Origin of the sequence: Paenibacillus crassostreae, assembly GCF_001857945.1 — a bacterium.
Lineage (GTDB): Bacteria > Bacillota > Bacilli > Paenibacillales > Paenibacillaceae > Paenibacillus_AQ > Paenibacillus_AQ crassostreae.
In genome coordinates this window covers 3,891,656-3,907,386 of record NZ_CP017770.1, presented here as the reverse complement: position 1 = coordinate 3,907,386, position 15,731 = coordinate 3,891,656, and the positions used below count along the sequence as shown (strand labels likewise).

Here is a 15,731-nt window from a genome sequence, read left to right as displayed (position 1 = left end):
AGGTGGATTAAGCTTGATGGACGACTTTATTTTTGAACACCATCTTCAGCGACTCCTTAGAGATGAACTAGTTCAAACTTTAATAGAAATTAAGACACGACATAGTCTTACCTTAAAACAATACATGACAATAAGTGAGGTTGCGGATAGAACGGGCATAGGAGTTTATACATTACGACAGCTGACCTATACAAGGGCAATGCCACACAGGAAAGTAAGGGCGAGAATTATTTTTGATTACAATGAAATTGAAGAGACCATCGTTATGTTCCGCGCAAACAGGTGGAAGGATCCGGAAAAAGAGTGGGATGTAAAAGTAGTACAAGAGGAAATTAGAAATTTTGAAAAGTCAAAGGGGGAGCCTGAGATGATCGAGGAGATAATCAGAAAGATCTTTAAGGAAGAACTAGCGAATTTCTCAGACGAGATAAATCAATTGACTAAGGGAGAGAGGGAGAGGTATTACGGAAGAACCATTCTTACGATTAAAGAGGCATCAAAGCACTTTCGGACAAGCCCTGCGACTATATATAGCTTAATTAAAGAAGATGGCATGCCCCATTTCAAAATACAGAGCAGATACTATATCGTACTTGAAGAAGCTGAGGCTTTCCTGTGGAGAGAAACTGCAAAATCCTATGCGGACTCTGGGAATATTTATTGGGAACGAATTCTGAAAAGGCTTGATTGGGAAGAGAAGGAGCGAGTGCTGGCTTACGAAAAGGCTTTAAAACGCTTAGAGGAAAGGTTTTAGATTCCTTTCCTCGTATGCGGAATTGAATCAGATGGATAACACAATTGATAAGAAGCATGATGATGAAAGGAATAACTTATCCAGTAAAATTGCTCAGGATATTAGTTTGTACTTCCAACAGCATCAAAATCAAACAGATTATCCTGATGAAATCATAAAGAAAATAATGAGTGTAAACAATGAATGGATTAGTATATTTGATAATGCGACTTCAAGGAGTCAAACTACACTTAAATTATCTTCATCTGCAAAAATGCTTGTACCTAACCCTACTGTTTCTTTGTTTGATCAGTGAAGATAATGCTCAGGCGTTTTCACAACGATAAGTGTAGGCAAACAGCAACGTAAGGCGGTGAGCAGCTCGCAAGGTCAAAAACAAAATCCTGTTTCAATCGGTAAAAATCAGAGGGAGACGCATGCGTCTCCTCCCTTTTATACGGTGTTCTTGCCATCTGCCGACCCCTGTTTATGTATAGGATCTACTTGCGGCGTGTTCGAAAGCGAAAAATTAATTTCTCCTTTGAATTGAAGCTCAAACAGCCCCCATTTTAGGAGAGAGAGAGAGAGAGAGAGAAATATCTGCTGTTTAAGACTTTAGCCGGCAATGCGCTGGCAGCGAGGCTGACCATGGCATGAATGGCTCTAGCGCCTGCGGATCGAGCTGACCTGTTAGCTGAGGTAGCTGTTCAAAGAGAAACTTCAAGTAGTCGAATGGCTTGAGTCCATTTTCCTTTGCAGTTTCGACAACGCTGTAAATGTTAGCACTGGCCTTTGCGCCTCGCGGGGTGTTAGCAAAGAGCCAATTTTTCCGGCCTATTACAAAAGGTTTAATCGACCGTTCGCTTCTGTTGTTGTCGATCTCGAGTCGTCCGTCAGCAAGGTATGCCGCCAGCTTTTCCCATTGATTTAAGCTGTAGGCGATTGCTTGTCCTGTCAAACTCTTAGGTAACGTTCGTGACCGCTGTTGCTTCAGCCAATTTTGGTAAGCTTCGATCACAGGAAGACTTCTTTCCTGCCGTGCGGTATAGCGTTCCTCTGGCGATGCTTCCTTCAGATCTTCAATGGCAAAGAGTTCATTACAGAACTTCAGGCCTTGCTTCGCTACCGTTTCCGGATTGTTCCTTGCCTCTGGCGGCGCCGCCTTTAAAGCCTCGTCATATTTACGCCGTGCATGTGCCCAGCAGGCGACAAGTGTCACATCGGCCACTTTGTGATATCCTGGGTAACCGTCGACATGCAGATAGCCTTTGAATCCAGCCAAAAAGTTTCGCGGATGCTCGCCTCCTCGGGTTCTCTGGTAATCGAACACAACAGCTGGGTCTTCTACGCGTCCGCTGCGATATAACCAAAGATAGGATTTCGATTCGGCCGATTTGCCTGGCTCGTGCAGCACTTGTAACGTGGTCTCATCAGCATGTAAGATATCTTTCTTCAGCAAGTATTCTTTCATGGCGCTAACCACTGGCGTCAGCCACTTCTCCGCTCCGTAGATCATCCAATTCGCCATCGTTTGCCGGGACAATGTGAAGCCTAGACGAGCAAAGTGCTGTTCTTGCCGATAAAGCGGTAAGCTTTCCACATATTTCTGGCACATCACATGCGCCAGAATTGACGGCGAAGCTAGGCTCCCCGGGTAGACAGGCTTTGGCATTTGTGCCGTGATGATAGGTGTATGAATGTCATTGCGCTCGCATGATCGGCAGGAATAAACCTGCCTCACGTGGCGGATGACCTTGACTTGAGGCGGCACAATGGCGATCTCGCTGCGCGTCTCGGTGCTCATTTCATGGAGCGAACCGCCACAGCACGAACAGGTCTGATCCAACTCATTGAGTTCATAAGTCACCGTTTCAATCGGTAACCGATCAAAATCTACTTCACGCCTACCGGTCGTCTTCCGGCGCTCGTAGGTCACCTGCTCCATCTGTGGCTCTTGTCCTTCAGGTGTCGCAAGCACCTCGGCTTCGTTGAACAAATTCAGTTCCAATTGGTCCGGGTTCGTCTTCTCACTGGATGCACCAAAACGTTTTTGTTTCGCAAGACGGTTCTGCTCCTCATACCACCTGAGTAAAGCAGTAAGCTCAGAAATTTGCTGTTCCTGCTTAGCAATTCGCTGATTCAGTTTTTCGATTGTTGTTCGGAAAATGTCGCATCATCCCTGCCGCAAGGTATGGCGATACAGCGAACATTTGAGTTATACGACAGAATCAGCCGTAACTATTGGATGTGCCTGACGCTGACTAAGCGAAAGTCCATCCAGCAGCCAGCGAAGCTCGCGGGAGGTAATGGTTGCGGTACCGACGCTTTCGTTCGGCCACTGAAACGTGCCTCGTTCAAGTCTGCGGTAAAACAGCCAAAAACCGTTGTGCTCCCAGTGTAAAATCTTGATCTTGTTACATTCGCGGTTGCAGAAAACAAACAAGCATGAAGAAAAGGGATTGAGTCCAAAGCCTTCCTGCACGATTGCGGCTAATCCGTCAATAGACTTCCGCAGATCTGTTGATCCTGTGGCAAGATAGACATGATGGACGCTGGATAATGTTAACATGGCTCTTCCAGTGACTGCACAACTTCTTTAAGCAACCGTTGGTCAAAGCCAGGACGGATCTCAATTTGGACTGAACCGATACGAACGACAAGTGAAGATTCATGGGTAATAGATTGGATTGGATCGGAAACCTTTAGCGGAACCCAGCTAGGAGTGACAGGGCCATCAGCATCTGAATGAACTACTTTTAGTTTGCGGAGCCAGTACTTCAACTGCTCTTTGGTTACTTGGTGAGCATCGCACCAAGCTGCCATTGAAAGATTACTCGCTCGATAATCCTCGATACGAGATGACCAATCCTTGCGACGTTGTTCTTTTGTTGTCATAAGGCAACCTCCAATTTATTTGGGATGCCTCCATTGTCTCATGTATATTTGGGTTCTTGAAGGTGTGCTGGGTTTGACGCTTACTTTCCTACCAATCTTTCGTAAAAAACTCTTTTTTACTCAAAATCTTTTTTACAAACATACGATTCTTTCTAATTATTGGTTTTTGTTGGGGTTGTTGTTTACGATTTATCAAAAAAACTAATTGGATAAATATAATAGGAAAAAATGATTTTTTATAGGCTAAATATTTCGGTTCCCATTCTGTTGCAAATTTACCTTTAAACTCTTTTAAACCTTTAAAATTATACTTGTCATTTCCATAGAGATATACTAAACGAATAATTTTTTCACTAATAAAGGAATGTTTATAATTTCCAACATTCGATAAAGGGGCAATCCCTAAACTACATTGTTGAAAATTATTATATTTTGCCCATTCAAAGATTTGTAAAAACAATACATCCATTGTCCCATGAGGGTTATCTTCGTTCTTTCTCATAAGATCAATGATTAGTGTCTGTTTATAATCCGTAGCTAATGTAGCAAACGCAATAATTTTCCCTTCTGCATTATGTATAAGGGCAATCGAAAAACGCGAGACGTAATCATTACAAAATGAAACTACCGAGAATCCTTTCTCTTTCTGGCTTCCTAACCAAGAATCCGATACTTCTTTGATTTTTGCAAGCAGTTGATCAGTATGAGGAGGATCTACAACACAAAATGTAAAACCGTTACGGAAAAACTTATTCATTCTATTACGTAGGTTTGCTCCCTTTTTTCCTTCAAGAGAAAAATGAGTAAGCTTTATAATGGCCTCCTCCCCTAATTTTATAAACCTAAAACCAGTATCATGATAAGAGTGCATATATCTTGGACTTACTTGATAAAAAATAGGTTTTAACTTTTTTGATTTACAAAATTCATTAAATTCAGTAATTGCCAATTGAAAATGTGATTCTTCACCAATGGGATCTCCGAGTACGACTAATTTATCAAATATTTGCTTATACATAATTAATACATTCTGATCTTTTGTCCAAAATTGTTTTTTATCTTGCAAAAAAATAAGATGAGATACGTGATTGCCACCTTTTTCTTTAAATAAAGATAGCAATTCATCATAATGAACTTGCAGCTGATTTTCAGATAAACCTCTGTTTGTGCGCCGTTTTTGAGAGTAGGGAATGAGATTTTTCATAAAAACCATAGGTATTTCCTCCTGATGAATCGACAAATTTCTTAGATTTGATAATAGCATATAGGAGACACTGTTCATAGATATCAAATATTAACTATTTCTACCATTGTTTGATTGATCATAGTATCCGTATTTTAAAGCTATATCCGTGTATCGGGACTGAAAACCGTTATATAGTTCTCGTAATAGGTATTGAAATTGAAGGATGTCTAACAGTTCTTTCGGACTAACTCCCAATTCCTTTTGAAAGTTTCTTCTTACATCCCTTTCAGCATAACTTAGCTTTTCTCATTCCTTGACTAGCATACATGTATTGCATGCTTGATTGGAGCAGTTGATCGGAGCGTGTTTCATTTTGAAGCAAGAACCATTCGATTTTCAACGAAGTCGTTTGGCTTCACAACCAGAAATATGCTAACATTGCATTATTCCTATTATTCCCACATATTAATAGCCAAAATCGAGAAATTTCCCGGTTTCCACAATTGTTTTAATATGACTAAGGATCATCCACCAATATTGATCCGCACTCTCGTAGAGCGGATGGTTATCAGTCCATTGATCATTAATGAGATGCAATCTGGTGCATTTTCCAACCTTGTCTAACGTCAGGGTCACTCTGCTTTCCAACTCCGCGTGTCGAACATGGTGTGTAGGTCCCGGGTGATCTGTGTAGCTCAATACTTTATGCGGCACATACTCTAACAACTGACCATAAATAAAAACTATTTCATCTCCATCTTTTCCAGGACCAACAAACTCAATCGAATCGCCCACTTTCAAGCTTGATCGGATTACTCCACCCATAAATGCGCGAATTGATAGCTTAGGATCGAATAATACATCCCAGACCTCTTTCGGCTCAGCCCCAATATAGAAAGCGTATTCCAGTTTTTTCATTTCTTCATCCTCCTGTATATTAGTTGTGACAAACTCATCTCAGTTATAAATTAACAAATCCGTTATTCACTTTTCTTGTAAAAACACGACATTTTCACTTAAGGCGGTGTAACGAATGAATGATAATATGAATCCTAATAAAGGTATCCTTCAGATGAAAGCGGCAAACAGGAACTTTTCCATTTCACGTCATAAGCCTTCGGAACACTTGCGTTTTTTTATCCAACACTATTGGATAGTCGATTGGAACTTGACCGGCAAGTCCCCGCATCGTCAGGAAGTCTTACAGCACCCGGGTGTCAACATCATATTCCAACGTGGACTTTCTCGAATCAACGGGATCGAAAGCAAAAAATCAACGTACATTCTTCAAGGGGAAGGGCGGATCGTTGGCGTATTGTATCGGCCCGGTGCCTTTCATTGTTATAGAGGGATTCCGATGACTGCCTTAACGAATCGTACAGCGAGCATTTCCGAATTCTTTCCTTTTGATGCAAAAACAGCTGAAAACGAAATTTTTGCCCATGCGAGTTTGGATAATATACTTGTAGGTCTCGAAACATTATTAACTCAGAATCTTCCCCAACCCGATCAAAATGTAGACCTATTGAACAGGATCATCGATCGAATGATTGAAGACCGCAGCATTATAAGAGTCGAGATTATTGTGAAAGATTTTCATATTTCTCATCGCACCTTGCAGCGCTTGTTCAAACAATACATTGGCGTCAGTCCAAAGTGGGTCATAAAGCGTTATCGAATGCACGAGGCTAGCGAAGCGATCGAAAAAGGAGCTGATATCGCCCATTTAGCTTTGGAACTCGGTTATTTCGATCAGGCTCATTTCAGCAAGGATTTCAAGGAAGTAATAGGAAAATCACCGAAGGATTATGCAAATCTATCGAGATGATCACTCACTAGTTATTAATTGGTTATTAGAATTGTTCTCCTAAAATGTTAAAATATTACACCCATTTGTAATATGCTAAACTCAAGATGAAGGCGAGGTAAACAATGAAGATAGTAAAACTGGAAGGACTTACACTGCTAGCTGATAATGTTGCTCGATTGGCTCGGTTTTACCAGGAAGTCTTGGGATTTACTATTGTTGTAGAAGAGGAGCATTACGTAGAATTCAGCAATTCAGGAGTGAGATTGGCCATTTGCTCTAAATTGCTAATGGCAGAGAATACCAACGGATATTCTTCTTTCAGGGAAAGCCGCAAAGGACAAGCCGTCGAGCTTAATTTCCAATGTGATTCGCCGGATCAAGTATATGCCTTGTACGATGAATTCGTTTCGAAGGGAGCCATTGATGTTACAAGGCCACAAATCAAGTCTTGGGGTCATACTACTGGCTTCTTCGGTGATCCCGAGGGAAATATTCATTCCATTTTTGCGATGAATCTTGTGTAAATTTGCAGTAGAATTAATCACCTTTCTCATTAGTTGGTGCTTTCTTGGCACCAATAACGCGGGTGAACCCTTTGGGGTCATCTCGGCTAGCCACCAATAACAGAAAGCCACGCCCGGATGATATGGTTGAATTGTTTATTCGATACTTATTCCGATTACTTAACGGGGACCACGTCTCCCTACGCACAGTCATTCCATACAAAAAACATCACCACATTATGTGGTGACGTTTCTTTTGTATGGAGCCTAGGGGGATCGAACCCCCGGCCTCATCGCTGCCAGCGATGCGCTCTCCCGCCATTACCGGTTTCACTACCACAAAAATTTGATACTAGTCTAAATAACTCCAACCATAAGTGCAGCGCTCTATTAGATTTTGTTAGCATGTTCCACCATGATGACTACATTCCCCTTTTTGTGCCCTTTTTCCACATATCGATGAGCTTCGGAAATTTGTTCTAACTTATAGCGTCTATCTATGACCGATGTCATCTTACCCGTCTCAATAAGCTCTTTGAGGAGAATTAAATCTCCCTTACGTACCTTTGCCATCCCATGCCCTTCAACTGACACGTATGTCCCGTTCGGCGTTAGGGCTTTCTTGCAATTAGATTTGGAGGTTTTCCCAACTGCATCAAAGATGATATCATACTGCTCTCCTCTTCTCATGAAATCGTCTTTTGTGTAATCTATTAGCTTATCAGCTCCCAGAGATCTCACCAATTCTAAATTCGAGGTACTGCATACCCCGGTAACTTCTGCCCCAAAGTACTTAGCAAGCTGTACCGCGGAAGTCCCTACAGCACCAGAAGCTCCATAAATAAGAACTTTCTGTCCGATCTGAATATTTCCCTTTTTTAGAAAATGCAATGCTGTAGTTCCACCAAAAGGAACTGCAGCTGCTTCCTCATAGGTAACATTCGACGGTTTTAGTGCCACTACTCCATCTTCAGGCATACAGGTGTACTCGGCATGAGCACCAAAACGCATCCCAGTTAATCCATAAACCTGATCACCTTTCATAAATCGTTTCACATCTTTGCCTATTGCTTCAATTTCTCCGGCTAACTCCACCCCCAGTATAGGCTGTCTTGGTTTTCTGAGGCCTAAAAATATTCGCATGGGGATCCACATCAAGATAGGGCTGTTGAAACTTCGACATCTACAATCCCCTGATGTTACGGTTGTCGCATGTACCCGCACCAGCACTTCATTGTCCTTGGGAATTGGTTTTGCTACTTCACTCAGTTGAAGAACATCCGGTGATCCGTATTTTGTGCATACAATTGCTTTCATGTGTGTCCCCTACCTTCTTTAATGAATACTAGTTTTTAATAAGTTGCTGTTAGCTGCGAGAGTTAAACGCGAATGACCGAAAGCAATGGCATTCCTAAATCACGCACCTTTCTTAGCAATCCATACAATGCAGCCTGATCGACCACGGGACCGGTTAAAAGGGTATCACCGTTTTCTTCAAGCGTGATGGTCAGGCCTTCGAACCAGTCTGTCCACCCAGGTCCCAGATGTCCTTTGATCCTGATTTGATAAACCATGGGTTCATTATCCTGCTCCTTTGTGGCCGGTTATTATTGTCTGTACCACTTACTTAATACAAGAAGTGTATCTAAAATTCGGTATTGACTAATAGATACTAAAGTATTTTTAAAGGTATCGATTTAGGTATTGAACTCTCGGGTACATGCAACTGTTTCCGTGCGTCTTTACCTTTCTAACTTCATACTAAAAAGCCTCAGCTGGAATATATAGCTGCGGCTCTTTACTTTCATTCGGTTAGTTTATATTAACCAATTTTTCACTGGCTTCCCAAAGCCTGCGCATAACTGCTTCATCATAGGATGCTTGGGATGAAGCAACGGCTTTCTTCTTCGTATAATACTTCCCTGTCACTCCCTCTACTTCAGCTGAGGATGCCAGATAAACCGCGGTTTCCGCACCTTTGGCCGCTGATAGAAAGAATGGCAGCATCAATGTGATAACAAGCTTGAGCATACCCGTCATGTCTCTACCTAATCGAGTACGAACAACACCCGGATGCAGGCAATTGACCGTTACCCCGCTTCCTTCCAGGCGATGCGAAAGCTCATAGGTAAACAGAACATTGGCCATTTTGGTACGTCCGTACATTTTGCGACTGAAATTGTTGCTGCTCATCAGGTCATCAAAATCAAGCTCTTCCTGCACGGCGGAGGTGTAATTAATGATGCGAGAAGGAGCACTATTCTTGAGCACATCCAACAATAAATGGGTTAACAAGAATGGTGCCAGATGATTTACAGCCATCATCGATTCAAACCCATCCCCAGTGAGGATTCGCTCCGAGTGTATGACCGCGGCACAATTTACCAGTACATGCAATTTATCATATTTCTCTCTAAACTCTTGGGCAGCACATCGGATTGAAGCTAATGATGCTAAGTCTACCTGCAATATATCAATATTCCTATTCCCCGTTGTCATCTTAATAGAGTCAGCAATCACAAGTCCTTTCTTCACATCACGGCAAGCCAAAATCACATGAGCCCCTAGCGCTGCAAGCCCTCTAGCCGTTGCCTCACCTAATCCTGAAGTCGCTCCAGTAACCAAACAAAATCGTTTATTCATAGAAATTGTCATATCCTTATCTCTTCTTCCTCACAGTAATGACGAGATTTCCCTTTAGTGCCCTTTATCAACATAACGGTGGGCCAGTTGGTTTTGCTACTTCTCTCAGCTGAAGAACATCGGGTAATCCATATTTTGTGCATACAATTGCTTTCATGAGTGTACCCTTCCTTTCTGTTTAGACCATCTCCATGCATAGCCAAAAATTAATATATTAAAAACAAGCATAACTATGATTAGGAATATTTCGTAAGCAGAAGGGGATCCAGGCAATCCCATGAGATTAAGAACAAAAAACAATGTGGCGGAAATGAAGTTAGCGCACTGCACATCCTCTATAACTCTTTCCGTTTTTTTGTTTGTACTCATTTTATTACTCCTTTCACTTTTTCTTCGAACCAGTAAGTCAAGCCTGGTCCCAGATGGCCTTTGATCATGATTTGATAGGTCATTGGTTCACTTGGTTCAGTTTTTAATTTGATTTCTTTTGACATAATCCTCCTTCTTTGTGGCCGGTCATTACTTTCTGTGTCACTTGCTACAAGGAGTGTATCGAAAATACGGTATTGACGAATAGATACTAAAGTATTTTTAAAGGTATTGGTTTAGGAATTAGTTTTTTAGGGGTATTGTTGTGGGATTATTGAGAGGGTAAAGGTTCTAAACTTAAAGCTACAATAGGCCCAACTCTCGGGCACGTGCAACTGCTTCCGTGCGTCTCTGGACCTCCAATTTGTCAAAGATAATTCGATTGTGCCCTTTAACCGTACTCAAGGCGAGGAAAAGCCGCTCGCTAATCTCATGATTCGAGAGTCCTTGGGAAATGAGTTTTAGAATATTTAACTCGCGCTCACTCAATGGCTCGATAAGGGGCTGGGCAGGTGGGGTTGGGCTCTGATAAGACTTGTCTTCACTCTTCCGCTTCTCAGCAACAAACACAGCCAGCAGCTTGCCTATATAACCTGGCATAATCCCATGACTAGCAGCTTCGGACAAAAGCTCAGCCATCAAAGTACCTTCATCGACAAAGATACGGATGAAGCCGCCTTTCTCTGCCTGCACCAGCGCGGCAGCCAGCATTTGCAACGCCTTGTCCTTTTCTCCATGCATATATAGAGCAACAGCCTGTAGAACCATTACCTTGAGCTGTTCATCTTTCCAGTCTCTTGCCTCCATCTGCACTTGTAATGGTCCCAGAACTGCCAATGCTTCGGATGTGTCTCCTCGGGCAAGGTCTACCCGTGCCTGACTAATGGGAAATTCGTGTGTCTGAGCAAGATGAGCCGCGGCTGCTAGATTGCCTTGATGAAGCAACGTGAGCACTTGCACTGCAGCAATCTCAGGCATCTGATAAACATAGTTATGTTGGCGCACGAAATGATCAGCCTTAGCTATAATAGCGGCTGCGCCGGTCATATCTCCGTGAGCAAATTTCAGACGGGCGAGAAACACCTCACATGAAACGAATCTATCCGTATTTTCTATCTGCTTCGCTAGTTGGAGACTCTCTTGTGCGTGCTGTTCCGCAGATTTCATATCATTCCATTCGTAGAATATACGGGCTAATCCAAGATGTGCTTCGCAAGCAACTGGCTGTGGCGGATCACCTGCTAGTTGCAGGACACGGCGATAGGTTTGGGCGGCCAAATAGAGCTGATTTTCTCCTTCTTGTACGTTCCCAAGGCCAATTGTAGCCGCTATGGTGATAATGTTATGCTCAATCTTTTGACTGATAGAAATAGCATCGGTATAGGTCTGCATGGCTGCAGCACGATCTCCCTTGAGCTGGTAGGCATGCCCCAGCATCCAAGTAGCTGCAGTACGGACTGGCAGGTTATCGGGGTGCAGATATTCTAGAGCACGGAGCGACTGGGCTATGATCGTTTCCACCTGATACTGACTGATAGCCAACGTGGCCCGTATAGGGGCAATAAGTCCTACAAGCTCGTTGGTCTTGTCGTCTGGATCCGTGCCTTGCAGGGCTGCTTCGGTAGCTTGAAGTATCTGTTCTTCGCCGGCGGCCGGTTGGCCGGTAATTACTAACAGAGCCAACGTGGCCCGTCCTGAGGCAATAAGTCCTACAAGGTCATTGGTCTTGTCATCTAGCTTGGCGCCTTGCAGGGCTGCTTCCGCAGCTTGAAATTTCTGTTCGATGCCGGTTGGTTGGCCGGCAATCACTAATGCCGAGGCGTACATCACCCATAACGATGGCCTGGCATCCAGTACCACCGACGGCAGCGACTTCAGCCAGTTCAGTACAGGGGTCACCCCACCTCGAATGTGCAGGGGTATCCCCTCTCCTTCAACCAGCCGCGAGGCCCGCTCAACATCATTGGCAGCAACAGCATGGTGAAATGCTTCTATCTCTAGACCATTTTCTTCAAACCATACACTGGCACGTTTATGTAATTCGGCTAACACTCCCTTCCCCTCATTTCCAGTGGACGAGGCGATGCTCTGGTTCACTCGCTGCCGCAGCAAATCAGCAAAGAGATGGTGATAGCGGAACCAACGCCGATCATTGTCCAGTGGGACGATGAACAGGTTGGCCCGTTCGAGATATGTAAGGATTTCTTGCCCTGAAGCAGATGAGTCAAAGAGAACGGCATCACAAAGGGGACCGCACAGGCGATCAAGGATTGATGTGTGCAACAAAAATGCCTGAACGCTTTCGGATTGCTGTTGCAGGACTTCCTCCACCAGATAGTCCAGCACGAAATGGTGGCTACCCGTGAAAGATTGGATGAATCTGGTAGCATCTTTATGTCCCTGCATGGAAAGTGCGGCTAATTGCAGGCCTGCAATCCAGCCTTCGGTCTGGGTTTCCAAGATAGTGATGTCTTCCGGTGAAAGGTTTAGGTCCATCACCTGGTTGAGAAATGCTGTGGCTTCGAAGGAGGTGAAACACAAGTCTGCGACACGCAGCTCGGTTAATTGACCCCGGACACGTAACCGGGCCAGGGACAAATTCGGATCCTCGCGGGTAATGATAACCAGGTGCATCTGTGGCGGCAGGTGCTCGAGCAGAAAGGTGAGTGCATGATCAATTGTTTTAGCATCTATAACGTGGTAGTCGTCAAGGACGAGGACGAAATTATGCGGGATGGTGGAGATTTCATTGAGCAAGACCGTCAGAATTGTTTCGGTTGCCGGTGGCTGAGGAGATTGGAGCACAGCAAACACACCTTCTCCAATATTCGCTGCAATTGTCTGTAACGCAGCAATGAGGTAAGTCAGAAAACGTGTTTGGTCGTTATCCCCTTCGTCCAGCGACAGCCAGGCGGCCGGCAGTTCACAACCGGCGAGCCATTCGCTGACCAGCGTTGTTTTACCAAAGCCGGCAGAGGCAGAGACGAGGGTCAGTTTGCTGTGCAAACCCTCGTTCAGCCGCTCGATCAAGCGGGGGCGGAGCACAACTCTAGTCCGAGTTGGGGGGATATATAGTTTAGTGGATATAATTGGAATAGTCATAGATAAATTATAATGTTCACAGTCCTCCACCGTCAACAAAGAGTCCAGCTCAGAGGAATTAAACATTGCTCACACCACATTTGTTAGACCTCTATTCTTGCTGACGAAGACGATTCGCAGATGACGATCTTAGAGGCAGATTTAGACACCGTGCTCGTTCGTTGATGCTGAATCAGAGATGCGATTCCTTCCACTACCTCCGCACGGACGAACCCTTAGGGGCTCTCCCCCCTTGGCTGTCCACCCATACAACAAGAAAACCACGCCGCAATTGGCGTGGTTATTTGTTGTATGTTTGGTGGAGCCTAGGGGGATCGAACCCCTGACCTCATCGCTGCCAGCGATGCGCTCTCCCAGCTGAGCTAAGGCCCCATTGACAACATTAATATTGAGTAATTTACCAAATATTAATGTTGGTGTCAATCGCAATATTATCTTATTCATCTGATGTGCTTTTTGATAGAAGGGTCTTTAATTCCTTCATGAACATATTGATATCTTTGAATTGACGATAAACAGAAGCGAACCTTACATAGGCTACCTCATCTACTTGATATAGCTCTTCCATGACAAGTTCACCAATCTGCTGGCTATCGACTTCAGGTACTGCGGTGTCTCGAAGTGCCTTCTCAACTTCAGATACGATCATATCGAACTGCTCTACAGATACTGGACGTTTCTCACACGCCCGAATCAATCCACGCATAATTTTATCACGATTAAATTCTTCCCGGTTACCATTCTTCTTTATAACAATCAATGGTGCTTCTTCAATCATTTCAAACGTTGTAAATCTCCGACTACATTGTTCACATTCACGCCTACGGCGTATCGATTTATTCTCATTTGCTGGACGTGAATCCAATACCTTCGTTCCCGCATAATCGCAATAAGGACATTTCATTTTCGTTAACACTTCCTTTTCATGAGAGATCTAAACATTTTTTATCTTTTTTTCCTTTATTTTTATATCGTGAATTAGTTATGAATATTACCATTATGGCACATAATACTTTTACCAACAAAGAGGAGGTGAACAACATGAGTACAAACAATTCAAATAATTTAGTTGTAACTAGAGCTAATGGTGCCCTTGAACAATTGAAATTTGAGATTGCCCAAGAACTTGGTATTAGTATTCCTCAAGATGGATATCAAGGAAATATGACTTCATATGAGAACGGTTCAATCGGGGGATATATCACGAAACGATTGGTAACCATTGCTGAACAACAACTAGCTGGTCAATTTAGCTAATATGATCTAGATTAAGAAGTGTTAGGCCTGATGGTATCAGGTCTTACACTTCTTTCATTTCAAATAAGTTAATTAGAATTCGTCGTAAACATCTGTATATTGATTGTAATAGTAGACCACTCGTTGTACATAATGTCTTGTTTCTCCAAATGGGATATCTTTCGTACTTTCGTATTTGCCATCCCATACCTTTTCTTCAATCCAAGTTTTTACATTACCAGGTCCAGCATTATAAGCTGCAATAACTGCAATTTGATTGCCAGAGAATTGTTTCGATAACCAAGAAAGATACCATGTCCCAATTCCAATATTATTAAGAGTCTCATGTTTAATATTTTCCATATCGACTTCAGGAAGTTTAGCCTTTTCCATCGCCCATTTTGCTGTATCTGGCATTAGCTGCATTATGCCAAGTGCCCCACTTTTCGATTCCTTGCCTACCTTGAAATTTGTCTCCACTCGTATAATAGATGCTATGAGATAAGGATCAACATGATATTCTTCTGCTTGCATTCTGATCTCTTCTTTATAGTGTATAGGATAGAACCATGACATCCAATTACTATTAAAAAATAACAACGACACAAATGTGATAAATAGAAGCAAGAGCAGTCTTTTTTTATGAAAGATCCTCATAATAAGCCTAACTTAAGCCAGAATCGATCCAATTGTTGCTTCGTTTCTTCTAAGCTATTACTGTTATCAATGGTGATATCTGCTTGCTTCTTCTTCTCCTCAATATCCATTTGTGCATGGAGACGCGCTTCAGCCTCTTCGTCTGTTAAAGAATCTCTTAATATCAACCGTTGTTTCTGAATATCCCGTGGCACAAACACCACCATCACTTGTTCGAACATTGATTGGTATCCGGATTCTATCAATAGGGGAATATCCACCACAACTAGCACATTAGGATTCAATTTCTCTAGCTCATTCATACGCTCTTTTATCTGTTTACGAATTTCGGGATGACTCATTTCATTTAATGCTTGAAGAGCCTTTTTATCATTAAAAACAATATTCCCAAGTTTCTTGCGGTCTAAAGTACCATCAGCTTGCAGTATAGCTTGTCCAAAAAATTCAGATACTGCTGCAAGAACAGGTTGACCCGGAAGCATAACCTCCCGGGCAATGGTATCCGCATCAACGAGTAAAGCCCCCTTCTTTATTAGAAGAGAGGATACCGTACTCTTTCCCGTTGCAATACCTCCAGTTAATCCTATATTCATAATT

18 protein-coding genes, 1 tRNA gene and 1 pseudogene are annotated in these 15,731 nt (G+C 43.0%); 5 read left to right on the top strand and 15 right to left on the bottom strand.

Annotation, left to right across the window (positions count from 1 at the left end):
* The first annotated feature begins 16 nt into the window (after positions 1–16).
* Together LPB68_RS18035 and LPB68_RS18030 are read left to right on the top strand one after the other, a co-directional pair.
* Positions 17–754: a helix-turn-helix domain-containing protein gene (locus tag LPB68_RS18035; protein WP_068656367.1), complete on the top strand. Its 738-nt coding sequence runs from the start codon at positions 17–19 to the stop codon at positions 752–754.
* Between the two features lie 31 nt (positions 755–785).
* The gene (locus tag LPB68_RS18030; RefSeq protein ID WP_068656369.1) at positions 786–1,049 is read left to right on the top strand and encodes a hypothetical protein; all 264 of its coding nucleotides are present in this window, start codon (positions 786–788) and stop codon (positions 1,047–1,049) included.
* Positions 1,050–1,340: 291 nt separating this feature from the next.
* Here the strand turns inward: LPB68_RS18030 and tnpC are convergent, their stop codons facing one another.
* The 6 genes and pseudogenes from tnpC to LPB68_RS18005 form a co-directional block, all read right to left on the bottom strand.
* Positions 1,341–2,900, bottom strand: coding sequence for an IS66 family transposase (tnpC, locus tag LPB68_RS18025; protein ID WP_068656371.1), 1,560 nt, complete (start codon positions 2,898–2,900; stop codon positions 1,341–1,343).
* A gap of 48 nt (positions 2,901–2,948) precedes the next feature.
* On the bottom strand, positions 2,949–3,302 hold the full coding sequence (gene tnpB, locus LPB68_RS18020; protein ID WP_071193213.1) for an IS66 family insertion sequence element accessory protein TnpB: 354 nt from the start codon (positions 3,300–3,302) through the stop codon (positions 2,949–2,951).
* On the bottom strand, positions 3,296–3,628 hold the full coding sequence (gene tnpA / locus LPB68_RS18015; RefSeq protein WP_068656373.1) for an IS66 family insertion sequence element accessory protein TnpA: 333 nt from the start codon (positions 3,626–3,628) through the stop codon (positions 3,296–3,298). Before tnpA ends, tnpB begins: the two co-directional genes overlap by 7 nt.
* A gap of 88 nt (positions 3,629–3,716) precedes the next feature.
* A complete protein-coding gene (locus tag LPB68_RS18010; RefSeq protein ID WP_068656376.1) occupies positions 3,717–4,841 on the bottom strand; it encodes a phosphatidylglycerol lysyltransferase domain-containing protein in 1,125 nt (374 codons plus the stop codon).
* An 81-nt stretch (positions 4,842–4,922) separates the two neighbouring features.
* Positions 4,923–5,105 (bottom strand): annotated as a pseudogene (locus tag LPB68_RS23950) (AraC family transcriptional regulator); the annotation flags it as partial.
* Positions 5,106–5,279: 174 nt separating this feature from the next.
* Entirely contained in the window at positions 5,280–5,732 is a 453-nt protein-coding gene (locus LPB68_RS18005) for an SRPBCC domain-containing protein (protein ID WP_068656378.1), read from the bottom strand.
* 115 nt (positions 5,733–5,847) lie between these two features.
* On the opposite strand from LPB68_RS18005, the gene LPB68_RS18000 reads away from it, so the two are divergent.
* Both LPB68_RS18000 and LPB68_RS17995 read left to right on the top strand, forming a co-directional pair.
* The gene (locus LPB68_RS18000; protein WP_068656380.1) at positions 5,848–6,642 is read left to right on the top strand and encodes an AraC family transcriptional regulator; all 795 of its coding nucleotides are present in this window, start codon (positions 5,848–5,850) and stop codon (positions 6,640–6,642) included.
* A gap of 104 nt (positions 6,643–6,746) precedes the next feature.
* Positions 6,747–7,148 carry a VOC family protein gene (locus LPB68_RS17995; protein ID WP_068656382.1) on the top strand — a complete coding sequence of 134 codons (402 nt, stop codon included), beginning with the start codon at positions 6,747–6,749 and terminating at the stop codon, positions 7,146–7,148.
* A 369-nt stretch (positions 7,149–7,517) separates the two neighbouring features.
* On the opposite strand, the gene LPB68_RS17990 is transcribed toward LPB68_RS17995, so the two are convergent.
* The 7 genes from LPB68_RS17990 to nrdR all read right to left on the bottom strand — a co-directional run bounded on the left by LPB68_RS17990 (position 7,518) and on the right by nrdR (position 14,145).
* The gene (locus tag LPB68_RS17990) at positions 7,518–8,444 is read right to left on the bottom strand and encodes an NAD(P)-dependent alcohol dehydrogenase (protein WP_068656384.1); all 927 of its coding nucleotides are present in this window, start codon (positions 8,442–8,444) and stop codon (positions 7,518–7,520) included.
* Positions 8,445–8,506: 62 nt separating this feature from the next.
* Positions 8,507–8,701: a hypothetical protein gene (locus LPB68_RS17985; protein ID WP_068656386.1), complete on the bottom strand. Its 195-nt coding sequence runs from the start codon at positions 8,699–8,701 to the stop codon at positions 8,507–8,509.
* A gap of 238 nt (positions 8,702–8,939) precedes the next feature.
* A complete protein-coding gene (locus LPB68_RS17980) occupies positions 8,940–9,770 on the bottom strand; it encodes an SDR family oxidoreductase (protein WP_068656710.1) in 831 nt (276 codons plus the stop codon).
* A gap of 365 nt (positions 9,771–10,135) precedes the next feature.
* The gene (locus LPB68_RS23680; protein WP_257786617.1) at positions 10,136–10,264 is read right to left on the bottom strand and encodes a hypothetical protein; all 129 of its coding nucleotides are present in this window, start codon (positions 10,262–10,264) and stop codon (positions 10,136–10,138) included.
* A 178-nt stretch (positions 10,265–10,442) separates the two neighbouring features.
* Positions 10,443–13,241 carry a winged helix-turn-helix domain-containing protein gene (locus LPB68_RS17970; RefSeq protein WP_068656390.1) on the bottom strand — a complete coding sequence of 933 codons (2,799 nt, stop codon included), beginning with the start codon at positions 13,239–13,241 and terminating at the stop codon, positions 10,443–10,445.
* Positions 13,242–13,537: 296 nt separating this feature from the next.
* A tRNA-Ala gene (locus LPB68_RS17965) sits at positions 13,538–13,613 on the bottom strand.
* A gap of 64 nt (positions 13,614–13,677) precedes the next feature.
* On the bottom strand, positions 13,678–14,145 hold the full coding sequence (gene nrdR / locus LPB68_RS17960; protein ID WP_068656392.1) for a transcriptional regulator NrdR: 468 nt from the start codon (positions 14,143–14,145) through the stop codon (positions 13,678–13,680).
* Between the two features lie 137 nt (positions 14,146–14,282).
* On the opposite strand from nrdR, the gene LPB68_RS17955 reads away from it, so the two are divergent.
* The gene (locus LPB68_RS17955) at positions 14,283–14,498 is read left to right on the top strand and encodes an alpha/beta-type small acid-soluble spore protein (protein WP_068656395.1); all 216 of its coding nucleotides are present in this window, start codon (positions 14,283–14,285) and stop codon (positions 14,496–14,498) included.
* A 72-nt stretch (positions 14,499–14,570) separates the two neighbouring features.
* Here the strand turns inward: LPB68_RS17955 and LPB68_RS17950 are convergent, their stop codons facing one another.
* Together LPB68_RS17950 and coaE are read right to left on the bottom strand one after the other, a co-directional pair.
* Positions 14,571–15,134, bottom strand: coding sequence for a lytic transglycosylase domain-containing protein (locus LPB68_RS17950; protein WP_068656397.1), 564 nt, complete (start codon positions 15,132–15,134; stop codon positions 14,571–14,573).
* On the bottom strand, positions 15,131–15,727 hold the full coding sequence (coaE, locus tag LPB68_RS17945) for a dephospho-CoA kinase (RefSeq protein WP_068656399.1): 597 nt from the start codon (positions 15,725–15,727) through the stop codon (positions 15,131–15,133). The genes LPB68_RS17950 and coaE overlap by 4 nt, the downstream gene beginning before the upstream one ends.
* Positions 15,728–15,731 lie beyond the last annotated feature (4 nt).

Excerpts from the sequence above, each read along its gene's own strand:
- LPB68_RS18035 (WP_068656367.1), top strand. The coding sequence starts at position 17 with ATGGACGACTTTATTTTTGAACACCATCTTCAGCGACTCCTTAGAGAT.
- LPB68_RS18030 (WP_068656369.1), top strand. The coding sequence starts at position 786 with ATGGATAACACAATTGATAAGAAGCATGATGATGAAAGGAATAACTTA.
- tnpB (WP_071193213.1), bottom strand. The coding sequence starts at position 3,302 with ATGTTAACATTATCCAGCGTCCATCATGTCTATCTTGCCACAGGATCA.
- tnpA (WP_068656373.1), bottom strand. The coding sequence starts at position 3,628 with ATGACAACAAAAGAACAACGTCGCAAGGATTGGTCATCTCGTATCGAG.
- LPB68_RS18010 (WP_068656376.1), bottom strand. The coding sequence starts at position 4,841 with ATGGTTTTTATGAAAAATCTCATTCCCTACTCTCAAAAACGGCGCACA.
- LPB68_RS18005 (WP_068656378.1), bottom strand. The coding sequence starts at position 5,732 with ATGAAAAAACTGGAATACGCTTTCTATATTGGGGCTGAGCCGAAAGAG.
- LPB68_RS18000 (WP_068656380.1), top strand. The coding sequence starts at position 5,848 with ATGAATGATAATATGAATCCTAATAAAGGTATCCTTCAGATGAAAGCG.
- LPB68_RS17995 (WP_068656382.1), top strand. The coding sequence starts at position 6,747 with ATGAAGATAGTAAAACTGGAAGGACTTACACTGCTAGCTGATAATGTT.
- LPB68_RS17990 (WP_068656384.1), bottom strand. The coding sequence starts at position 8,444 with ATGAAAGCAATTGTATGCACAAAATACGGATCACCGGATGTTCTTCAA.
- LPB68_RS17985 (WP_068656386.1), bottom strand. The coding sequence starts at position 8,701 with ATGGTTTATCAAATCAGGATCAAAGGACATCTGGGACCTGGGTGGACA.
- LPB68_RS17980 (WP_068656710.1), bottom strand. The coding sequence starts at position 9,770 with ATGAATAAACGATTTTGTTTGGTTACTGGAGCGACTTCAGGATTAGGT.
- LPB68_RS23680 (WP_257786617.1), bottom strand. The coding sequence starts at position 10,264 with ATGTCAAAAGAAATCAAATTAAAAACTGAACCAAGTGAACCAATGACC.
- LPB68_RS17970 (WP_068656390.1), bottom strand. The coding sequence starts at position 13,241 with ATGACTATTCCAATTATATCCACTAAACTATATATCCCCCCAACTCGG.
- nrdR (WP_068656392.1), bottom strand. The coding sequence starts at position 14,145 with ATGAAATGTCCTTATTGCGATTATGCGGGAACGAAGGTATTGGATTCA.
- LPB68_RS17955 (WP_068656395.1), top strand. The coding sequence starts at position 14,283 with ATGAGTACAAACAATTCAAATAATTTAGTTGTAACTAGAGCTAATGGT.
- LPB68_RS17950 (WP_068656397.1), bottom strand. The coding sequence starts at position 15,134 with ATGAGGATCTTTCATAAAAAAAGACTGCTCTTGCTTCTATTTATCACA.
- coaE (WP_068656399.1), bottom strand. The coding sequence starts at position 15,727 with ATGAATATAGGATTAACTGGAGGTATTGCAACGGGAAAGAGTACGGTA.